18 protein-coding genes are annotated in these 21,249 nt (G+C 72.7%); 10 read left to right on the plus strand and 8 right to left on the minus strand.

What is annotated here, in order from left to right:
• Nucleotides 1-19 precede the first annotated feature (19 nt).
• On the plus strand, nt 20-445 hold the full coding sequence (locus PO879_RS02845; protein WP_278236429.1) for a DUF4260 domain-containing protein: 426 nt from the start codon (nt 20-22) through the stop codon (nt 443-445).
• Nucleotides 446-613: 168 nt separating this feature from the next.
• Here the strand turns inward: PO879_RS02845 and PO879_RS02850 are convergent, their stop codons facing one another.
• The 4 genes from PO879_RS02850 to PO879_RS02865 form a co-directional block, all read right to left on the minus strand.
• On the minus strand, nt 614-1,930 hold the full coding sequence (locus PO879_RS02850; RefSeq protein ID WP_278236430.1) for an alpha/beta fold hydrolase: 1,317 nt from the start codon (nt 1,928-1,930) through the stop codon (nt 614-616).
• A 202-nt stretch (nt 1,931-2,132) separates the two neighbouring features.
• Nucleotides 2,133-3,647, minus strand: coding sequence for a glycerol kinase GlpK (gene glpK / locus PO879_RS02855; protein ID WP_278236431.1), 1,515 nt, complete (start codon nt 3,645-3,647; stop codon nt 2,133-2,135).
• 61 nt (nt 3,648-3,708) lie between these two features.
• Nucleotides 3,709-4,443, minus strand: coding sequence for an MIP/aquaporin family protein (locus tag PO879_RS02860; RefSeq protein WP_278236432.1), 735 nt, complete (start codon nt 4,441-4,443; stop codon nt 3,709-3,711).
• Between the two features lie 123 nt (nt 4,444-4,566).
• The gene (locus PO879_RS02865; protein ID WP_278236433.1) at nt 4,567-6,309 is read right to left on the minus strand and encodes a glycerol-3-phosphate dehydrogenase/oxidase; all 1,743 of its coding nucleotides are present in this window, start codon (nt 6,307-6,309) and stop codon (nt 4,567-4,569) included.
• Nucleotides 6,310-6,420: 111 nt separating this feature from the next.
• Between PO879_RS02865 and PO879_RS02870 the strand changes: the two genes are divergently transcribed.
• Nucleotides 6,421-7,374: a sugar-binding domain-containing protein gene (locus PO879_RS02870; RefSeq protein ID WP_278236434.1), complete on the plus strand. Its 954-nt coding sequence runs from the start codon at nt 6,421-6,423 to the stop codon at nt 7,372-7,374.
• 73 nt (nt 7,375-7,447) lie between these two features.
• Nucleotides 7,448-7,966, plus strand: a complete 519-nt coding sequence (locus PO879_RS02875) for an amino-acid N-acetyltransferase (RefSeq protein WP_278236435.1) — start codon at nt 7,448-7,450, stop codon at nt 7,964-7,966.
• A gap of 10 nt (nt 7,967-7,976) precedes the next feature.
• Here the strand turns inward: PO879_RS02875 and PO879_RS02880 are convergent, their stop codons facing one another.
• Entirely contained in the window at nt 7,977-9,047 is a 1,071-nt protein-coding gene (locus PO879_RS02880) for a LacI family DNA-binding transcriptional regulator (RefSeq protein ID WP_347568613.1), read from the minus strand.
• Between the two features lie 171 nt (nt 9,048-9,218).
• Here PO879_RS02880 and PO879_RS02885 point away from each other — a divergent pair, with 171 nt between their 5' ends.
• The 4 genes from PO879_RS02885 to PO879_RS02900 all read left to right on the plus strand — a co-directional run bounded on the left by PO879_RS02885 (nt 9,219) and on the right by PO879_RS02900 (nt 14,578).
• A complete protein-coding gene (locus PO879_RS02885) occupies nt 9,219-10,136 on the plus strand; it encodes a sugar ABC transporter permease (protein ID WP_278236436.1) in 918 nt (305 codons plus the stop codon).
• Nucleotides 10,137-10,138: 2 nt separating this feature from the next.
• Entirely contained in the window at nt 10,139-11,056 is a 918-nt protein-coding gene (locus PO879_RS02890; protein ID WP_278236437.1) for a carbohydrate ABC transporter permease, read from the plus strand.
• Between the two features lie 59 nt (nt 11,057-11,115).
• On the plus strand, nt 11,116-12,450 hold the full coding sequence (locus PO879_RS02895; protein WP_278236438.1) for a sugar ABC transporter substrate-binding protein: 1,335 nt from the start codon (nt 11,116-11,118) through the stop codon (nt 12,448-12,450).
• A gap of 85 nt (nt 12,451-12,535) precedes the next feature.
• Nucleotides 12,536-14,578 (plus strand): beta-galactosidase, encoded by a 2,043-nt coding sequence (locus tag PO879_RS02900; protein ID WP_278236439.1) that lies wholly within the window; start codon nt 12,536-12,538, stop codon nt 14,576-14,578.
• A 173-nt stretch (nt 14,579-14,751) separates the two neighbouring features.
• On the opposite strand, the gene PO879_RS02905 is transcribed toward PO879_RS02900, so the two are convergent.
• Nucleotides 14,752-15,621 carry an A/G-specific adenine glycosylase gene (locus PO879_RS02905; RefSeq protein ID WP_278236440.1) on the minus strand — a complete coding sequence of 290 codons (870 nt, stop codon included), beginning with the start codon at nt 15,619-15,621 and terminating at the stop codon, nt 14,752-14,754.
• Between the two features lie 561 nt (nt 15,622-16,182).
• On the opposite strand from PO879_RS02905, the gene PO879_RS02910 reads away from it, so the two are divergent.
• Nucleotides 16,183-17,073: a hypothetical protein gene (locus PO879_RS02910; RefSeq protein ID WP_278236441.1), complete on the plus strand. Its 891-nt coding sequence runs from the start codon at nt 16,183-16,185 to the stop codon at nt 17,071-17,073.
• 3 nt (nt 17,074-17,076) lie between these two features.
• Here the strand turns inward: PO879_RS02910 and disA are convergent, their stop codons facing one another.
• The gene (disA, locus tag PO879_RS02915; protein WP_278236442.1) at nt 17,077-18,162 is read right to left on the minus strand and encodes a DNA integrity scanning diadenylate cyclase DisA; all 1,086 of its coding nucleotides are present in this window, start codon (nt 18,160-18,162) and stop codon (nt 17,077-17,079) included.
• Nucleotides 18,163-18,193: 31 nt separating this feature from the next.
• Nucleotides 18,194-19,624, minus strand: coding sequence for a DNA repair protein RadA (gene radA / locus PO879_RS02920; RefSeq protein ID WP_278236443.1), 1,431 nt, complete (start codon nt 19,622-19,624; stop codon nt 18,194-18,196).
• 112 nt (nt 19,625-19,736) lie between these two features.
• On the opposite strand from radA, the gene PO879_RS02925 reads away from it, so the two are divergent.
• Nucleotides 19,737-20,399: a hypothetical protein gene (locus tag PO879_RS02925; RefSeq protein WP_278236444.1), complete on the plus strand. Its 663-nt coding sequence runs from the start codon at nt 19,737-19,739 to the stop codon at nt 20,397-20,399.
• Nucleotides 20,400-20,410: 11 nt separating this feature from the next.
• Nucleotides 20,411-21,238 (plus strand): pyrroline-5-carboxylate reductase, encoded by an 828-nt coding sequence (gene proC, locus PO879_RS02930; protein ID WP_278236445.1) that lies wholly within the window; start codon nt 20,411-20,413, stop codon nt 21,236-21,238.
• The last annotated feature ends 11 nt before the right edge of the window (nt 21,239-21,249 follow it).

Raw genomic sequence — 21,249 nt, forward strand, 5'->3', positions numbered from 1 at the left:
GTGCGCGTACGGTGCCGGCATGAGCGTCCTGACCCGACCGCGCGTCGTGCTGCGTCTCGAGGGCCTGGTCCTCGCCGTCGCGCTGCTCGGGGCGGCCGTGTGGCTGGTCCCGGACTGGTGGTGGGTGCTGCCGGCCGGCTTCCTGCTGGTCGACCTGTCGGCGCTCGGGTACCTGCGCGGTCCCCGAGCGGGGGCCGCCTGGTACAACGCCGGGCACTCGACCGTCGGACCGGTCCTCCTCGGCCTCGTGGCGGGCGGCCTGGCCGTGAGCGGCGCGGACGGCACGGCGCAGGTGGTGTGCACGACGACGGCGCTCACCTGGGGGTTCCACGTCGCGGTCGACCGGGCGTTCGGCTACGGGCTCAAGGAGCCCGACTCCTTCCACCACACGCACCTGGGGTGGTTGGCGGGCCGGTCGTCGCGGAGTCCCGAGGAGCGGGCGTGACCAGCAGCCCTGCCCGCCGAGCGCGGCCTCCGGTGGCGCGAGGTAGGCAACCTTGGCGCGAGGTAGGCAACCCTGGCGCGAGGTAGGCAACTCCCCGGCGAAGTTGGCCTACCTCGCCGGGGAATTGCCTACGTCGCGAGAGACTTGCCTACCTCGCCGAAGGTTTGCCTACCTCGCGGGGAGGGGGCCGCCGCGGGCGTCGAGCCGGTCCAGGAGCGTGGTGAACACGTTCCCGGCGCGCAGCCCGTCGTGCTCGAACTCGTTGGTCACCCAGGCCCGGGCGTTGCGCACGTGATCCGCGGTGTCGAGGGACAGGTCGGCGTCGACGAACATGTCGTCGAAGTACACCGCGGCCTCCAGGGGCACGTCGTTGGCGGCGAGCACCTCCATGTCGTACAGCGCGGGCCAGTCGCGTCGGGCTGCGAGCGCGTGTGCCGCGTCCCGGAAGGGGCGGAGGGCGCTGATCTGGTCGAACATCCAGGGGTAGATCATCTCGCCGGTGAACAGCAGCGGGCGCTCGTCGGGTCCGAACGCGCCGTCGGTGGCGCGGACCTCCGCGGCGGCCCAGGGGACGAACGCCCCGCCCTCGGCGTAGATGGACTCGTGCAGGACGGCGTACAGCGGGTTCGTCGCGAACGACGTCGCGGCCTCCACCTCGGCCAGGAAGGTGTCGGTCAGCTCGTCCGGGGCGACGTCGTCGAACGCCTCGTCGACGATCCAGTGCACCCGCTCGAACCCGGGGCCCATCCCGAAGGCCATGCCCAGGGACTGGAAGCGTTCCACGCTCAGCAGGTCACCGCCGGGCAGGTGCACGTCACCGACGGCGATCCGGTCGGCGATCCGCGCGATCCGCTCGACGTCGGCGGGGTAGCGCTCGCGGTACTGCGCGTTCTTCGCGACGACGCGCGCCTGCGTGCGCTCGTAGACCTGCTCGGCGCTGTCGTGCAGGCCGGCCAGGCCGCCCGTGACGTAGCAGGCCGCCAGGCCCTCGGGGGCGAAGGAGAGGTAGGTCAGGGTGATGAACCCGCCGTAGGACTGCCCGAGGCTGCACCACCGCCGACCGCCGTAGACGGTGTTCCGCACGTGTTCGGCGTCGCGCACGATCGAGTCGGCGCGGAAGTGGGTGAGGTACTCCGCCTGCGCCTCCGGCGAGCCGAGCCGCTGCAGCGCGCCGGCGCGCACCGCCGTCGAGCGTCCCGTGCCGCGCTGGTCGAGCAGCACCACCCGGAACCGCTTCAACGCCTCGCCGACCCAGCCCTCGGCGCCGGTGGGGCGCGGCCCCTTGCCGCCCGGGCCGCCCTGGAGGAACACCAGCAGAGGCAGGTCCTCGGACCGCTTGGTCGGGGCGACCAGCTCGCGGACGAACACGCTCAGCGTGCGGTCGTCGGCGGGAGCGGTCCAGTCGAGGGGGACCGTGAGGGTGCGGTCGGTGACGTGGACGCCGGGGATCGTGTACGAGGACTCGCTCGTGACGGTGCTCTTCACGACGCCAGCCTACGAGCCTCGCCCCGCACCGCACGGGCGCGGACGAGCCGAGGGGCCGGCACGACCCGTGCGACCGGTGGTGCACGACTGGGCCGGGGGCCGGCACCGTGCGAGCTGTCGTCGACGTCCCGAAGTGGAGGCCGCCCCGCGGCCGTGAACGCGACTGCTCGCACGGTGCCGGCCCCCGGCCCGTGCTCAGGAACTACTTGGTGTCGGCGTCGACCCAGTCGAAGGTCTTCGTGACGGCCTTCTTCCACTCGCGGTACAGCCGCTCACGCTCGTCCTGCGGCATGGACGGCGTCCACCGCTGGCCCTCGACCCAGTTGTCGCGGACGTCCTGCTCGCCCTGCCAGAACCCGACGGCGATACCGGCGGCGTAGGCCGCACCGAGGGCCGTGGTCTCGGCGACCTCGGGCCGCACGACGTCGACCCCGACCTGGTCGGCCTGGAACTGCATGAGCAGGTTGTTGGCGACCATGCCGCCGTCGACCTTGAGCTCGGTCAGGTCGACCCCGGAGTCGGCCCGCATGGCGTCCATGACCTCGCGGGTCTGGAACGCGACGGCCTCGAGGGCGGCGCGGGCGACGTGGTTGCGGTTGACGTACCGCGTCAGACCGACGAGGGCACCGCGGGCGTCGGGGCGCCAGTACGGGGCGAACAGACCGGAGAACGCCGGGACGAAGTACGCCCCGCCGTTGTCGTCGACCTTGCCCGCGAGGTACTCGACGTCCGGGGCGTCGTCGAACAGGCCGAGGTTGTCCCGCAGCCACTGCACCAGCGACCCGGTGACGGCGATGGCTCCCTCGAGGGCGTAGACGGCGGGAGCGTCGCCGACCTTGTAGCAGACCGTGGTGAGCAGGCCGTTCTCGCTGGCCACCTTCTCCGTGCCGGTGTTGAGCAGCATGAAGTTGCCGGTGCCGTAGGTGTTCTTCGCGGTACCGACCTCGAAGCACGCCTGGCCGAAGGTGGCGGCCTGCTGGTCGCCGAGGATGCCGGCGATGGGCACTCCCGGGACCATGCCCTTGGCCCGGCCGTGGCCGTAGATCTCGGACGACGAGCGGATCTCCGGCAGCATCGACAGCGGGACGCCCATGTCCGCGGCGATGTCCTCGCGCCACGAGAGCGTGTCGAGGTCCATGAGCATCGTGCGCGAGGCGTTGGTGACGTCGGTGACGTGGACGCCGCCCTCGGTCCCGCCGGTCATGTTCCACAGCACCCAGGTGTCGGTGTTGCCGAACAGCAGGTCGCCGCGGTCGGCGGCCTCGCGGGCGCCCTCGACGTTCTCGAGGATCCAGGCGATCTTCGGTCCGGAGAAGTAGGTCGCCAGGGGCAGGCCGACGATCGACTTGTACTTCTCGGGCCCTTCGTCGCCGGCCAGGCGGTCGGCGATCGCCTGCGTCCGCGTGTCCTGCCAGACGATGGCGTTGTAGACCGGCTTGCCGGTGTTCTTGTCCCACACGACGGTGGTCTCGCGCTGGTTGGTGATGCCGACGGCGGCGATGTCGTCGTGCGAGAGGTTCGCGCGGGTGAGAGCGAGGCCGACGACCTCGCGGACGTTGTTCCAGATCTGCTCGGGGTTGTGCTCGACCCAGCCCGCCTGCGGGAAGATCTGGTCGTGCTCGAGCTGGCCGGTCGAGACGATCCGGCCGGAGTGGTCGAAGATGATCGCCCGGGAGCTCGTGGTGCCCTGGTCGATCGCGAGGACGTAGTCAGCCATGGTGGGTCCTTCGTGTCGTTCGTGCGTCGTTGCGGTAGGTGGTGGTGGTCGTGCGGGCGTCTCAGCCGAAGGCGACCACGGGGGCGAGCAAGCCGGCGAGCACGCCGCCGACGATCGGGCCGAGGACCGGCACCCAGGAGTAGCCCCAGTCGCTGGATCCCTTGCCCTTGATCGGCAGCAGCGCGTGCGCGATGCGGGGACCGAGGTCACGGGCCGGGTTGATGGCGTAGCCGGTGGGGCCACCGAGGCTTGCACCGATCCCGACCACCAGCAGGGCGACGGCGAGCGGTCCGATGTCACCGGGCCAGTTGCCGAAGTTCAGCACCACGAACACCAGCACGAAGGTGCCGATGACCTCGGTGACGAAGTTCCACGGGTAGGAGCGGATCTCCGGTCCGGTGGAGAAGACCGCGAGCTTCGTCGCCGCCGGGGCCTCCTCGTCGAAGTGCTTCTTGTAGGCGAGGAACGCGATCGCCGAACCGAGCGCCGCGCCGACGATCTGTGCACCGATGTAGGTGACGCCGTTCGCCAGCGTGACGGGGATACCGGGGCCGAACTCCGCGGCGCCGCTGGCCCAGATGCCGAAGGTGACGGCCGGGTTGATGTGCGCGCCGCTCGCGAAGGCGACGTACACACCGGAGAACACACCCAGGCCCCATCCGAAGTTGATGAGCAGCCATCCCCCGTTGAAGCCCTTGTTCTTGGGCAGGATGACGTTCGCCACCACGCCGGCACCGAGGAGCAGCAGCATCCCGGTCCCGAGCATCTCGGTGACGAAGAGTTCGCCTGTTGACATCGTCGTCTCGCTTTCTTGGTCTCCCGGGACCTCGCCCGGGTCGTCGTGCCGCGGCAGCGGTGCCGCGACGTACCGGTCCCGGCCCGGTCACCACCAGCAGGTGGCGGCCGGGCCGGAGTCTTCTCAGGTGCGCAGCGGCCGCATCGACGCCACGTCACCGGCCCTGCCGCGCGCGGCGGCAGCGCCCTCGTCGTCGGGCGCGGCGGCTGCCGCGTCCTCGGCCTCGGCCCGGGCGGTGTAGCTGTCGATCTCGCTCTGCTTCGTGGCGTCGTCCCAGCCCAGCAGGGGTGCGACGACGTCGGCGATCTCGGGCAGCGCGGCCCGGCCCTTGTCCGCCACCTCGTAGACGAGCCGCGTCCGGCGGACCAGCAGGTCCTCCAGGTGCAGCGCGCCCTCGTGGCTGACGGCGTAGTGGATCTCCGCGCGCAGGTAGGCCGGCGCGTGCTCGAGCGGCTCGGCGAGCGTGGGGTCCTCCTCGCACAGCGTGACGAGCTCGCGCAGCGCGGAGCCGTACCGGTGCAGGAGGTGGTCGACCATCGCCGGGCTCCAGCCGTACCGCTGCGCCCACGACCGGGCCTGGCGCCGGACGGCGGACAGCCCGACCGCGCCGACGAGCGGGATCTGGTGGGTCACCGACGGCAGGGCGTGCGCCCGCTGGCCGATGGCGAAGTCCACGGCGTCCTTGGCCATGACGCGGTAGGTGGTCAGCTTGCCGCCGGCGATGACGGTCAGGCCGGGCGCGGGGGAGGCGACGGTGTGCTCGCGCGAGACCTTCGCCGAGCTCGTGCCCTCCTTGGTGCCCGGCTGCAGCAGCGGGCGCAGGCCGGCGTAGGTGCCGATGACGTCCTCGCGCGTGAGCGGGTGGGCCAGCACGGCGTTGGCGTGGTCGAGCACGTAGTCGATGTCGGCGGCCGTGGCCACCGGGTGCACCGGGTCCAGCTCCCACGGGGTGTCCGTGGTGCCGATGATCCAGTACCGGGACCAGGGGATGATGAACAGCACCGACTTCTCGGTCTGCAGGATCAGGCCGACCTGCCCCTTGATGCGCTCCCGGGGGACGACGATGTGGATGCCCTTGGAGGCCAGCACGTGCAGGCCCCCCTCGTCGCCGGCGAGGGCCTCGGTGTCCTCGGTCCACACGCCGGTGGCGTTGATGACGTGCCGCGCGCGGACGGTGATCTCGCGACCGGTCTCCAGGTCGACGACGACGGCCCCGTTGACCGTGCCCGTGGCGCTCTTGGTGAGCTCGACGACCTGGGTGCGGGTCGCGGCGTGGGCGCCGTAGTCGACGGCGGTGCGCACGAGGGTCGCGACCAGGCGCGAGTCGTCCACCGACGCGTCCCAGTACTGGACGGCGCCGATGGCGGCCTCGTGCGCCAGGTCGGGGAACTTGCGGCTGATCTGCCGGCGCGTCAGGTGCCGGTGCAGCGGCATCGCGCGCTTGCCGGGGGCGACCGAGGCGAGGGTGTCGTACAGGGCGATGCCGGCGCCGACGTAGGCGCGTTCCCACATGCGGTGCTCGAGCGGGTACAGGAACGGGACCGGCTTGACGAGGTGCGGGGCGAGCTCCTTGAGGAGCAGGTCGCGCTCGGTCAGGGCCTCGTGGACGAGGGAGAAGTCGAGCATCTGCAGGTAGCGCAGACCGCCGTGGACGAGCTTGCTGGACCAGCTCGAGGTGCCGGCGGACCAGTCCTGGGCCTCGACGATCGCGGTGGACAGGCCGCGGGTGACGGCGTCGAGCGCGATGCCGGCGCCGGTGACGCCGCCGCCGATGACGAGGACGTCGAGCTCGGTGGCGGAGTCCTGCGAGCTCTCGAGCGCCGCCAGGGCGCGGGTGCGTGACTCGGCAGTGAGTCGGGAGGCCATCGGTCGTGCTCCTCTCGGTCGGGCAGGTACCCAGAGCAACACCGGTCGAACGTTCTCGCAAGCGGGATGCACGAACGTGCAAACGCGCGGCGATCGCGCCATGCTGGTCCGGTGACGACCGATCGGGAGCGGGACGTGGTCATGGCGGCGACCATGTACTACCTGCAGGACATGAAGATGGAGTCGATCGCGAGGCACCTGCGCACCTCGCGGTCGACGGTCTCGCGGCTGCTCAAGAGGGCGCGGGAGACCGGCGTCGTCGAGATCACGCTGCGCCCGACGCACACGCGTGCACCCGGGCTGGGGCAGCGGCTCGCGGCGGAGCACGACATCGACACCTACGTCGTGCCTGTCCCGGACGCCGCCGACGACGCGGAGCGGCTCCGGCAGGTGGCCCGCACGACGGCGCGACTCGTGACCCGGTGGTTCGACTCCGACATGGTCCTGGGCATCGCCTGGGGCACGACGCTGGCCGCCGTCGCGGAGCACCTCATGGACAAGCCCACGCGAGGGTCCGCCGTCGTCCAGCTCAACGGCGCGGCCAACAACCGCACCTCGGGGGTCGCCTACGCCGGCGACCTGCTCGACCGGATCGCGGCGACCTTCGAGGCCCAGGCGCACCCGTTCCCGGTGCCCGCCTTCTTCGACTTCGCCGAGACCCGCGACGCGATGTGGCGGGAGCGGTCGGTGCGCCGCGTGCTGGACGTGCAGGCCCGGACCGACCTCGCCGTGTTCTCCGTCGGGGCGCTGACCGGCGGCGTCCCGTCGCACGTGTACACCGCGGGCTACCTCGAGCCCGAGGACGTGGCGGCGCTGGAGGCCGCCGACGTCGTCGGGGACGTCTGCACGGTGTTCCTGCGCCCCGACGGGTCGTTCCGCGACATCGCCATCAACGCCCGGGCGACGGGCCCCACGCCCGACCAGCTGCGGCGGTTCCGTCGTCGCCTGTGCGCCGCCGCGGGCGACAACAAGGTCGCACCGCTGCGGGCGGCGCTCGCCGCCGGCGTCGTCACCGACCTGGTGATCGACGAGATCACCGCAGCGCGGCTCGTCGGCCAGGACTGACGACTCCCGCGGGCCCCGGTGCGCCCGGCGGTTCTGCGGGACCGCCGGCGGGCGGCGCGCGTAGGGTTCTGACGTGCCCCACCACCAGAACGCGCCCTTCCGCATCCGGCCCGCGCTCCCTGCGGACATCCGCGGCGTGCGCGACCTGGTGGCGCCCTACGCCGCCGAGCGGATCCTGCTGGCCAAGGAGCTGGTCGGCTACTACGAGTCGGTGCAGGAGTTCCTGGTGGCCGACGCCGGGCCGGACGGGCTGGTCGGCTGCGGTGCCCTGCACGTGATGTGGTCCGATCTCGCCGAGATCCGCACGCTCGCCGTCGACCCGACGTGGAAGGGGCGCGGGCTCGGGCACGCGCTGGTGGAGGAGCTGATCCTGCGGGCGCGCCAGATGGGTCTGCAGCGCCTGTTCTGCCTGACCTTCGAGGTGGAATTCTTCGCCGCGCACGGGTTCCACGAGATCGACGGCACGCCCGTGACCGGCGAGGTGTACACCGAGCTGCTGCGGTCGCACGACGACGGTGTCGCCGAGTTCCTCGACCTCGCGCGGGTGAAGCCGAACACCCTCGGCAACACCCGCATGCTCCTGGACCTCTGACCCGGCCGGGTCAGGAGGGCGGCGGGGCCGTGCTCGCCCGCTCGACGATCCGCACCGGGACCAGGGTGGTCCCGTGGTCGGCCGCACCGGCGTCGAGCCGCTGCAGGACCAGCTCGACGCACCGCCGTCCGACCTCGGCGAAGTCCTGGTGGATGGTGGTCAGCGGCGGTCGGTAGGCCACGGCGTCGGGGACGTCGTCGAACCCGACGACGCTGACGTCGTCGGGGACCGCGCGTCCCGACTCGGCGAGGGCACGCATCAGCCCGAGCGCCATCTGGTCGTTGGCGGCGAAGACGGCGGTGGCGTCGGTGCGCGCGATCTCGCGGCCCACCTCGTACCCGGACCAGGCGCTCCAGTCCCCCCGGTAGACCTCGGGGACCTCGCACCCGGCGTCGGTGAGGGTGCGCCGCCACGCGTCCTCGCGACGCTGGCCGGCGAAGGACTGCTCCGGGCCCGCCAGGTGCACGACCGTGCGGTGACCGAGGTCGAGCAGGTGCTGCACGGCCGTGCGACTGCCGTCCGCCTGGTCGGTGTCGATGACGGGATACCGGTCGTCGGCGTCGGAGTCGGCCACGACGACGGGGACGCCGTCCGGCAGGGTGAGGTCGGCCGCGTCGAGCAGGTGCACCTCCATCAGCAGGATGACGGCGTCCACGGCGAGCTCGCCGAGCCGGGTGAAGGCGCCGCGCACGCCGCCCTGGGTCGGGGCCTCGACCGGGATCACCGTGATGGCGTAGCCCTGGGCGGCGGCGGACGTCGCGATGGCCTCGAGGGTGCGCACGTTGCCGGTGGTGGACAGCGAGAAGAGGATGACGCCGATCGTGCGGAACCGGCCGCTGCGCAGCGCCCGCGCCGCGCTGTTCGGTCGGTAGCCCAGCTCGGCCATCGCGTCGAGGACCTGGCGCCGCGTCGCCTCGACGACGCCGGGGTACCCGTTCGACACGCGGGAGACCGTCTGCGAGGACACCCCGGCGCGGCGTGCGACGTCGGCCATCGAGACCCGTCGGACGGGCGCTGGGGGGAGCGGGCGGACGGCCGCGGGCGCAGCGGCGCCCGGGTCCTCGGTGATCCGCTCGGTCACGGTGCTGCTCCTCGGGTCTCGGCGACGGTGCCGCTCCGCTGGGGTTGACGACCGCCGGGGGGCGGGTGCACGATCACCCTAGTCCATGTTTACGTCAACATCCGTCACCGCGGATCGCGATGTTTACGTCAACATCGGAAGCCGACCATCCCTTCGAGGAAGACGAGGACCATGACGACGACGTCTCCCGTGGCGACACCCGTCGCCGCTCCGGCCTGGCGCCGTTCACGGCGCCGTTGGGTCGGATGGCAGTTCATCGGGCCGTTCATGGCCGTGTTCGCCCTGGTGTTCCTGGCCCCGATCGCCTACTCGATCTACCTCTCGGTCTTCCGCACGCAGCTCGTCGGCGGGACGTCGTTCGTCGGGTTCGACAACTACCGGCAGGCGCTGACCGACCCGCTGTTCTGGGACGGCCTCGGGCGGGTCTCGCTGTTCCTCGTCGTGCAGGTGCCGATCATGCTCGGCATCGCCCTGCTCGTCGCGCTCGCCATCGACGGCGGGCGGCTCTACGGCAAGAGCTTCTTCCGCATCTCGATCTTCATGCCGTACGCGGTCCCTGCCGTCGTCGCCTCCCTGATGTGGGGCTTCATGTACGGCACCCGCTTCGGGCTGGTCGGCAACCTCAACGATCTGCTCGGGACCGCCATCCCCGACCCGCTGTCGCCCGACCTCATCCTGGCCGCGATCGGCAACATCGTGACCTGGGAGTTCGTCGGCTACAACATGCTGATCTTCTACTCCGCGCTGCGCGTCGTGCCGCACTCGCTGTACGAGGCCGCGGAGATCGACGGGGCGTCGCAGTGGCAGGTGGTCCGGGCCATCAAGATCCCCGCGATCCGCGGCGCCCTGGTGATCGCGACGATCTTCTCGATCATCGGCAGCTTCCAGCTCTTCAATGAGCCGAGCATCCTGCAGAGCCTCGCACCCAACGCGATCACGACGTCGTACACCCCGAACCTCTACGCCTACTCGCTGTCGTTCTCCGGCCAGCAGTACAACTACTCCGCGACGGTCGCCATCATCATGGGCCTGATCACGATGGTGATCGCCTACGTGGTGCAGCTGCGCGGCATGCGCAAGGAGTCCTGACGATGACCGCCCTCACCGCGTCCGCCACCGGCCGTCCCAGCCCCCGGCTGCGCTCCACGCTGCGCCCCGACCGTCCCCGCCGGCCGCGCAGCACGCTGACGACCGTCCTGACCGGGATCGTCCTGGTCTACTCCCTGGTGCCGCTCGTCTGGCTCGTCATCAACGCCACCAAGACCCAGGCCGACCTGTTCACGTCCTTCGGGCTCTGGTTCGGCGCGGACTTCGCCCTGTGGCAGAACGTCGTCGACACGCTGACCTACGACGACGGCATCTTCCTGCGCTGGTTCGGCAACACGTTGCTGTACGTGGTGCTCGGGGCCGGCGGCGCCACCTTCCTGGCGATCCTCGGGGGGTACGGGCTGGCGAAGTTCGACTTCCCCGGCAAGCGCTGGGTGTTCGCGATCGTCATCGGCGCCGTCGCCGTGCCCGGCACCGCGCTCGCGGTGCCGACCTTCCTGATGTTCAGCCAGATGGGACTGACCAACACCCCGTGGTCGGTCATCATCCCGTCGCTCATCGCACCGTTCGGGCTCTACCTGATGTGGACGTTCTCGGCCGAGGCGATCCCCACCGAGCTCCTCGAGGCCGCCCGCATGGACGGCTCCGGCGAGTTCCGGACGTTCTTCCGCATCAGCCTGCCCCTGCTCGCGCCCGGCATCGTCACCGTCCTGCTGTTCACGATGGTCGCGACCTGGAACAACTACTTCCTGCCGCTGATCATGCTGCGCGACAGCTCCTGGTACCCGCTGACCCTGGGCCTCAACGCCTGGAACGCCCAGGCCGCCACCGCCGGCGGCGAGGCCATCTTCAACCTCGTGATCACCGGTTCCCTGCTGACGATCCTTCCGCTCATCGTCGCCTTCCTCCTGCTCCAGCGCTACTGGCAGTCGGGTCTGGCCGCCGGAGGCGTCAAGGAGTGAGCCCGGCACCCGCGCACCACCCCACCGACCGCACCGAACAACGAAGTGAGGACTCCACCATGACCGCACGACCCCGTCGCGCCCTGCGCGCCGCCGCCCTGCTCGGCGTCGCTTCCCTGGCCCTGACCGCCTGTGCCGGCGGTGGCGACACCGCAGGTTCCTCGCAGGATCCCGTCGACTCGGAGACGGCGCTCGAGGAGGGGGGCGAGATCACCGTGTGGGCCTGGGACCCGACGCTGGAGTCGGTGGCCGCCGACTTCGAGGCCGAGCACCCGAACGTCACCGTGAACCTGGAGAACGTCGGGACCGGCAACGACCAGTACACGGCGCTCCAGAACGCGGTCGCCGCCGGCAACGGGGTGCCCGACGTCGCGCAGATCGAGTTCTACGCGCTGCCCCAGTTCGCTCTCGCCCAGTCCCTGACCGACCTGACGACCTTCGGCGCCGACGAGCTCGAGGGCACGTTCACCCCCGGTCCGTGGCAGTCCGTGACCGCCTCGGGCGGGGTGTCGGCCCTGCCGACCGACTCGGGGCCGATGGCCCTGTTCTACAACCAGCGGGTCTTCGACGAGCACGGTCTCGAGGTGCCCACCACGTGGGCGGAGTACGAGGAGGTCGCGCGGGCCCTGCACGACGCCGACCCGGACGCCTATCTCACGAACGACGTCGGTGACGCGGGCTTCACGACCAGCCTGATCTGGCAGGCCGGCGGCCGCCCGTACCAGGTCGACGGCACCGACGTCACGATCGACTTCTCCGACCCCGGCACCCGTACGTTCGTGGACACCTGGCAGACGATGATCGACGACGACCTCGTCGCCCCGATCGGCTCCTGGAGCGACGAGTGGTACCAGGGGCTCTCCGACGGATCGATCGCGTCGCTGGTGATCGGCGCCTGGATGCGCGGCAACCTCGAGTCGTCGGTGCCCGACGCGGCAGGGGACTGGGCCGTGGCGCCGATGCCGCAGTGGGAGGACGGGCAGTCGGTCACCGCCGAGAACGGAGGGTCGTCCCTGGCGGTCCCGGCGGCGAGCGAGAACGCGGCGCTCGCCTACGAGTTCGTCGAGTACGCCACGGTCGGCGAGGGCATCGCGACCCGGGTCGAGGAGGGCGCCTTCCCCGCGACGGTGGCCGAGCTCGAGGACCCGGAGTTCCGGGGCGAGGAGTTCGAGTACTTCGGCGGTCAGGCGGTCAACGAGGTGCTGGCCGACTCGGCGGCTCAGGTCGCCGAGGGTTGGCAGTACCTGCCGTTCCAGGTCTACGCCAACTCGATCTTCAACGACACCGTCGGCCAGGCCTACGTCTCCGATACCACGCTCGACGAGGGTCTCGCCGCCTGGCAGGAGAGCTCGGTCGCGTACGGCGACGAGCAGGGCTTCACCGTCACCGAGTGACGCCGACCCGTCCGTCGACCCAGGGCCCGGGGCGGCTCACGCCCCGGGCCCTGCCCACGTCAGAACCCAGCACGCAGGAGCACCCATGACCGACGCACGCCGTCTGCTCGGCGGTCCCGAGCTCGACATCCCGCCACGGATCGGCTTCGGCGCCGACTACAACCCCGACCAGTGGCCGCGCGAGGTGTGGGCCGAGGACGCCCGGCTCATGCAGGCTGCGGGTGTCAACGTCGTCTCGCTCGCCATCTTCTCCTGGGCGCGGCTGCAGCCCGGCCCGGAGGAGTGGGACTTCGCCTGGCTCGACGAGGTCATGGACCTGCTGCACGCCCACGGCATCAGCGTCGACCTCGCCACCGCGACGGCCTCGCCCCCGCCGTGGCTGACCGCGCTGCACCCCGAGATCCTGCCCGTGACCCGGACCGGGGAGACGCTGTGGCCGGGCGGCCGCCAGCAGTGGCGACCCACCTCGCCGGTGTTCCGCCGGTACGCCCTGGCCCTGGTCGAGAGGCTGGCCGAGCGCTACGGCGACCACCCGGCGCTCGCCGGGTGGCACGTCAGCAACGAGCTCGGCTGCCACAACGCGCACGACTACTCCGACGACGCCGCGCGCGCCTTCCGGCACTGGCTCCAGGAGCGGTACACGACGCTGGACCGGCTCAACGAGGCCTGGGGCACGGCCTTCTGGTCGCAGCGGTACACGGACTGGGAGCAGATCCTGCCCCCGCGGCTCGCGGCGTCGTACCCGAACCCCACCCAGCAGATCGACTTCAAGCGGTTCTCCTCGGACGCCCTGGTCGAGCACCTGCGCGTCGAGCGCGACGTGCTGCGCCGCATCACGCCCGGGATCCCCGTGACCACCAACTTCATGGTGATGGGCGAGACCCAGGCCATGAACTACCCGACCTGGGCGCCCGAGATCGACTTCGTGTCCAACGACCACTACCTCCACCCCGGCCCGCAGGGCATGGACGAGCTGTCGTTCTCCGCGAACCTCACCAGCGGCGTGGCCGGCGGAGACCCCTGGTTCCTCATGGAGCACTCCACGTCAGCCGTGAACTGGCAGGAGATCAACACCCCCAAGCTGCCCGGCGAGCTCGCGCGGGACTCGCTCACGCACGTGGCGCACGGTGCCGACGCCGTCTGCTTCTTCCAGTGGCGGCAGTCCGCGGCCGGGGCCGAGAAGTACCACTCGGCGATGGTCCCGCACGCCGGCGAGGACAGCCGGCTGTTCCGGGACGTCGTCGCGCTCGGCGAGACGCTGGCCGGCCTGGCCCCCGTCGTGGGTGCGGGTCGTGCCCGAGCACGGGTGGCGATCCTGTTCGACTGGGAGTCCTGGTGGGCGAGCGAGCTCGACTCGCACCCCACCGAGCGGCTCCGCTATCGCCAGGAGGCCCTGGACTGGTACTCCGCGTTCCTCGCCGCGGGCCACCGGGCGGACGTGGTCCCCGCGGCCACCGACGTCGAGGGGTACGACGTCGTCGTGGCCCCGGTGCTGCACATGGTCTCGGCCGAGCGCGCCGCGAGCCTGCGGGAGTTCGTCGAGCACGGCGGCCACCTGGTCACCACCTACTTCTCGGGCGTCGTGGACACCGACGACCACATCTGGCTCGGCGGGTATCCCGGCGCCTTCCGCGACGTGCTCGGCATCCGTGTCGAGCAGTTCTCCCCGCTGCGCGACGGCGACGAGGTCCGCCTCGACGACGGCTCGGTCGGCACGCTGTGGGCCGACCCGGTCGACGTGGTCGCCGAGGACGTCGCCGTGCTCGCCTCCTACGCCGACGGCCGGTACGCGGGCCGCCCGGCGATCACCCGCCGTCCGGTCGGCCGGGGCTCGGCCGCCTACGTCGCCACGCGGCTCGGGCGCCACGGGCTCGTGCCCGTCGTCGAGCGGCTGCTCGCCGACGCCGGCGTGACCAGCGAGCTGCCGACGACGCTGCGCGGGAAGGTCGAGCTCGCGGTGCGACACCGGGACGACGTCACGTTCTGGTTCCTCGTCAACCGCACCGCGGAGCCGCTCCCGCTGGCGGGGATCGAGGGAGAGGTCCTGGCGAGCACCGGGGCCGGGGACGACGCCGGACCCGACCACCTGCAGCCCCGCGGCGTCGTCGTGCTGCGCCGACCCGCCTGATCTCGGGTGGCGCCCCGTCCGCGGGGCGCCACCCGATCCTTGGCGGCGCACCGTGCTCGACTGACGAGCCCCCGCTGTGGGCATGAAATCTGCAGCTCTGGAGTGATCCAGAGCTGCAGATTTCATGCCCACAGCGGAGGAGTGCGGTACTCCCGAGCGGTGCCGAAGCCGTGTCAGACCGGGAGCATGAAGCGACCCGCCTCGTCGGTCTCGGCGAGCCCGTCCTCGACGAGCCCGGCCAGGCACCGGTCGAGCTGGGCCTCGGGGCCGGCGTCGGTGAGCAGCTCGCGGGGGACCGGACCGTCGGCGCCGCGCAGCGCCGCCATCACCCGACCACGCACCTGTCGGTCGGTGCCGTCCCACGACTGGGTGCGCCGGCGGTGGGCGTGCTCGTCCGGGGGGAAGCCCGCCACACGCCAGGCGCACAGGTCGCGGACCGGGCAGACGTCGCACCGCGGGACACGGGCCGTGCACACCACGGCACCGAGCTCCATCGAGGCCGCGGCCCACGCGGCGGCGTCCGTGTCGCCGTCGGGCACCAGGGACGCGGCGAGCCGACGCTCGGCCGCCGTGTACGACGGCGCCGGGAGGGCGTCGCCGGTGACCGCGCGTGCCTGCACGCGGCGCACGTTCGTGTCCACCACGACGGCCCGGCGCCCGAAGGCGAAGGCCCGGACCGCCGCGGCGGTGTACTCGCCGACACCCGGCAGCGCTCGCAGCGCCTTCTCGTCGGACGGCACGGCGCCGCCGTGGCGCTCGACGATCGCCCGGGCGCAGTCGGCCAGCCGCAGCGCCCGGCGGGGGTAGCCGAGCCGGCCCCAGGCGCGCAGCACCTCGGACGTCGGCGCCGCGGCGAGGTCGGCCGGGCTCGGCCAGCGTCCCATCCACTCGTGCCAGACCGGCTCGACGCGGACCACGGGGGTCTGCTGGAGCATGACCTCGCTGACGAGCACGCCCCAGGGCGTCCGGTCCGGGGCGCGCCAGGGCAGGTCGCGTGCGACGTCGGCGAACCATGCCGTGACTCGTTCGACCAGAGCATCCACGATCGCCCATTGTGCCTGTTCGCCCGGCGTGTCCGGCACGGCGGCGCGGCATCACCACCGGTGCCCTGCCACGACGTAGCGTGACGCTCAGCAGGAAGTTCGTCGAGATGCGGGGACAGGGTGGCGACAGCGAAGGACCGAGGTCGAGGAGGCTCTGCGCGGGGGCGCCAGACGCCCTCGGCGCGGGGCGCGTCGACGCGCTCGTCGACGTCGCGCTCCACGGCGCGACAGGGCTCGACTGCGCGGAAGCCGACGACCGGGCGCTCGTCCGCGTCGTCCGGCGGCAGCGCGACCAAGCCGGCTGCCAAGAAGCCGGCTGCCCAGAAGCCGGCCCCGAAGAAGCCGGCCACCGGACGCTCGTCGACGGCCACCGGCTCCTCCCGCTCACGCACCCAGAGCTCCACGTCGCGGGGTCGGAGCGGCGCCGGTGCGAGCGGCTCCGCACGCTCGGGGTCCTCGACCCGGCGCGCGCCGTCGAACGCCGCGCGGTCGGGCCGGTCGACCGGTGCGGGGCAGCGACCGGCCGCGCGCTCAGGGTCCCGGGGCGGCGGTCGTCGGACGGTGACGACCAACGGGCTGGTGGCCCCCGGGAGCACGCCGCGACCCCGGTCGCGCACGGCCCCGGCGAAGCGTCGACGGCGCACCCACCGCGGGTTCGCCGTCGTCCTGCTGGTGATCGGGCTGCTCGTCGGCACCGGGACGGCGGCGGGCTACGGCATCGGCCGGGCCGTGGACTGGGTCCGTGACGCCTGGCCCGAGCCGCCGCTGGAGCTGGTGGCCGACAAGGCCGCGCCGCCCGAGGCGCTCGACCCCGCGGGTGTCGCCGAGACCTGCGACCCCTCGGCGGTCCGCGCCGAGCTCACCGGGAACCGGACCTCTCTCGTGCTGGACGAGGCGATGTCGATGACGATGAGCGTGACCAACGGGGGACGGGTGCCGTGCCTGCTGGACGGGCACCGCTCGAGCATGCAGGTCGTCGTCACGGAGGCGGACGGCGGCGACCGTGTCTGGTCCTCGGCGGACTGCGTCGGAGGGGGCGAGGAGCTCGTCCTGCTCGGTACCGACCAGCGCTGGGAGCTGACGGTCCGGTGGACCGGCAGCGGCTCCACGCCCGACTGCGCGTCGGTGGGTGACGTCCCGGCCGGCGCCTACACGGCCTCGGTCCGGCTCGACGACGTCCCCGGGGTGCGGGGCGAGCCGCTCACGATCGCGGTGGAGGAGGCGCCGGAGCCCGAGCCGCAGGACGAGGAGGGCGCCCAGGCGGCCGACGGCGAGGCGTCCGGGGACACGGCGGACGGTACCCAGGAGCAGGCCGACGGCGAGACCTCCGAGCAGGACGGCCCCGGGGACAAGGCGTCCGAGAAGTCGGGCGGCCGGTCCGAGTCCGGGCAGAAGAAGGGGGACAAGCAGGACGGCGAGGCGTCCGACCGCGGCGGCCGGGGCGGGGACTGAGGCTCAGACGTACCGTTCGAGGATGCTGGACTCCGCCAGACGCGACAGGCCCTCGCGGACGGCGCGTGCCCGGTGGTCCCCGACGCCCTCGACGCTCATGAGGTCGTCGACGCTCGCGGCGAGCAGCTTCTGCAGGCCCCCGAAGTGGGCGACCAGACGCTCGACGATGGTGCCGGGCAGGCGCGGGACCTTGGACAGCAGCCGGTAGCCGTGCGGCGCCACGGCGGCGTCGAGCGCGACGCCCGCACCGGGCATCCGCAGGACCCGGCCGATCTCCGACAGGTCGAGGAGCTGGGAGGAGTCGAGCCGCGCCAGGTCGGCGTGCACGGCCGTCAGGCTGCGGCCGGTGCGCTCGACGTCGACGTAGTCGCGCACGACGAGGTCGCGGTCCGAGCCGATGCCGCCGAGCAGCTCGTCGAGCTGGAGCGCGAGCAGGCGCCCGTCGGTGCCGAGCTCGACCACGTAGCCGTCGATCTCGTCCGAGATGCGCCGGACCATCTCGAGGCGCTGGACCACCGCGCAGACGTCCCGCACGGTGACCAGGTCCTCGATCTCCAGCGCGGACAGCGTGCCGGAGACCTCGTCGAGGCGGGAGCGGTAGCGCTCGAGGGTGGCCAGGGCCTGGTTGGCGCGGCCCAGGATGGTGTCGGAGTCCTCCAGCACGTGACGCACCGACCCGGTGTAGATCGCCACGATCCGCATCGACTGGCTGACCGAGACGATGGGGAACCCCGTCTGCTTCGCGACCCGCTCGGCGGTCCGGTGCCGGGTGCCCGACTCGCTGGTCTCGATGGTCGGGTCCGGCAGCAGCTGGACGGCGGCGCGGCGGATGCGGGTGGCGTCCCGGTCGAGCACGACCGCGCCGTCCATCTTGGACAGCTCGCGCAGGCGCGTCGCGGAGAACTCGACGTCCAGCTCGAACCCGCCGGAGCAGATCTCCTCGACCGTCTTGTCCAGGCCGAGCACGATCAGGGCGCCGGTGCGGCCCCGCAGGATGCGCTCCAGACCGTCGCGGAGCTCGGTGCCCGGCGCGACGGCGGCAAGCGTCTCCCGCAGCAGGGCGTCGGGTTGCGCGATGGAGGGGGCCACCTGGGCATTCTACGGCCTGACGGCGTTCTGTTCAGCGGCTACGGCCGGGTTCGGCCGGCGCGGCGGAGGCCAGCTCGACGGCCTCGGCGATGTGCCGCGCTTCTGCCAGTCGCAGACCCGCCGGCGCGCGGACCGAGACGCCTGCCGGGACGACGGCGCGGCTGAACCCGAGCCGGGCCGCCTCGGTGAGCCGCCGCTCCAGACCCGTCACCGGACGGATGTCGCCGGCGAGCCCGACCTCCCCGACGGCGACGGTGCCGGCGGGCAGCGCCTCGCCGTTGCGTGCGGAGACGATCGCCAGGGCGGTGGCCAGGTCGGCGGCGGGCTCCGTGACCCGGGCCCCGCCGATCGTGGAGGCGTACACGTCGGCGTCGGCGAGGCGCAGGCCGGCGTGCCGGTGCAGCACCGCGAGGATCATCGCGAGCCGCTGCGACTCGACGCCGCTGGTCGCTCGGCGCGGGTTGGCCAGGGGCGACGGCGCCACGAGCGACTGGATCTCCAGCGCCAGCGGACGACGTCCTTCCAGCGTGACCGTCACGCAGGTGCCCGGCACGCCGGCCCCCAGGTGGGAGAGGAACAGCCCGCTCGGGTCGCTCAGCCCCTCGATGCCCGACTCGGACAGGTCGAAGCACCCGACCTCGTCGGTCGGGCCGAAACGGTTCTTGACCGCCCGGACCATCCGCAGCCGGGAGTGCCGGTCCCCCTCGAACTGGCAGACGACGTCGACCAGGTGCTCCAGGGTCCGCGGGCCGGCGACGGCGCCGTCCTTCGTCACGTGCCCGACCAGGAGCACCGGGACCTGCCGCTCCTTCGCGGCGGCGATGAGCGCGCCGGCGACCTCGCGCACCTGGCTGACGCCGCCGGGTACCCCCTCGACCTCGGCGGAGGCGATCGTCTGCACCGAGTCCACGACGAGCAGCGCGGGGTCGGCGGCGTCCAGGTGGCCGAGCAGGGTGGCCAGGTCGGTCTCCGCCGCCAGGAGCAGGGTGGGGGCCAGCGCGCCGATCCGCTCGGCGCGCAGCCGCACCTGACCGGCCGACTCCTCGCCGGTCACGTACAGCACCGTGCGCGGGCCCTCGCCGTCGGCGCCGCGCGCCGCGTTCGAGGCGACGGACAGCAGCAGCGTGGACTTGCCGACGCCGGGCTCGCCGGCGAGCAGGACGACCGCTCCCGGCACCAGCCCGCCGCCCAGGACGCGGTCCAGCTCCGCCACGCCCGTCGGGGTGGCGCGTGCCGCGTCGACGTCGATCTCCGCGATCGGCCGGGCGGCCGAGCGCACCGGGTTCACCGCCGTCGTGCGCGGCCCGGCGGCCGCCGGACCCTCCTCGGCGACGGTGCCCCACGCCTGGCACTCTCCGCAGCGACCCACCCACTTCACCGTCGTCCAGCCGCACTCGGTGCAGCGGAAGGTCGGCCGGGAGCTCTTGGCGCGGCCCGCGCGCGAGGAGGTCGTGGTGCTCACGAAGGTCACGCTAGGCGGCGCCACCGACACCCCGCCGGTGCCCGGACGTCGTAGGCTGCACGGCGACGCCGACGTCGGCGCACGCCACGGGCAGCAGAGCAGGAGGACGTCGATGGCCGACCGCAAGCCGGGGTACATGACCCCGGGATTCCGGACACCGGGGGAGAAGGTGCACCAGAAGAGCTCACGTGCGGCGCAGGTGCGCCGCCGCCGCGTCGTCCTGGCCGTCGTGCTCCTCGTCGTGGCAGTCGTCGCCGTCGTCACCGCGTTCTTCTGGCCCGGGTTCGCCCGGCAGGAGGCCGAGCCCCTCCCGGAGGTCACCGTCACCGCGGCCCCGCCGACGCCCACGGCCGAGGCGAGCCCGCTGCCCGAGGACGCCACCGACTTCCTGTCCGCGATGCCGGACTCCGCGCTGCAGCTCGTGCGTCTCGACACCGCCGAGGGCGGGTGGATCGAGGAGGTCGACGCCGTCGAGGCGTGGGAGATCGTGTACGCCGACGGGTCCGAGGGCGGTGAGCAGGTCGACCTCGTCACCGGTCAGTGGCCCGACGGGGACGCGGCCGCCGAGGTCTACACCTCCTTGCTGCAGGCCGCCGGCGAGCCGGTCGCCGAGGGGGACGTGACGGTCGGCGGCGAGGCGGTCGGCGACTACGCCGTCACCCCCGGGTCGGCGGCGGGCGAGTCCGTGGTCACCTGGCGCAACGACACGGCCGTCTTCCAGGCCACCGGCCCCGACCAGCTCGTCCAGGACTTCTACGAGACCTTCCCGATGTGAGGAGACCGCACGTGAGTACGCAGATCGCCGGGACGAGGGTCGCCGTCGTGGGGACCGGGACGATGGCGGAGGCCGTCCTGGCCGGTGCCCTGGCCTCGGGACTCGAGCCGGCCGACGTCGTGGCCACCGCGCGGCGCGAGGCCCGCGGGGCCGAGCTGGCCCGGACCTACGGCGTGGCCACCACGACGGACAACGCCGCCGCCGTGGCCGACGCACGGGTCGTCCTCGTCGGGGTCAAGCCCAAGGACGTCGCCGCGGTGCTCGACGAGATCGGTCCGGCCCTGCCCGCGGACGCCGTGGTCGTCAGCGTCGCCGTCGGCCTGCCGCTGTCCCTGTACGCCCGGCACCTGCCCGACGGCCAGCCCGTGGTGCGCACCATGCCCAACACGCCGGCGCAGGTCGGCGCCGGGGTCACCGCCGTCGTGCCCGGACCGACGACCGCCGAGCCCGACGTCGCCCTCGTCGAGGCCCTGCTGGCCGGGACCGGGCAGACCCTGCGCATCACCGAGAAGGAGATCGACGCGTTCGGCGCGCTCGCCGGGTCCGGCCCCGCCTACGTGTTCTACGTCGTGGACGCCATGGCCGAGGCCGGCGTGCTCATGGGCCTGACCCGCGAGGTGGCGCGCAGCCTGGCCGTGCAGACGGTGCTCGGCTCCGGGCGCCTCCTCGCCGAGACGGGGGAGCACCCGGCGATCCTGCGCGAGAAGGTCTCCTCGCCCGGCGGCACCACGATCCAGGCGCTCAAGCGGCTCGACGACGGCGGCGTCCGGGCGGCCTTCCTCACCGCCCTGGAGGCGGCACGGGACCGCTCGGCGGAGCTCGGTCGCGAGCTCGGCTGAGCCGGAGGGCC

It is taken from the genome of Isoptericola sp. AK164 (genome assembly GCF_029643425.1).
Taxonomy (GTDB): domain Bacteria; phylum Actinomycetota; class Actinomycetes; order Actinomycetales; family Cellulomonadaceae; genus Isoptericola; species Isoptericola haloaureus.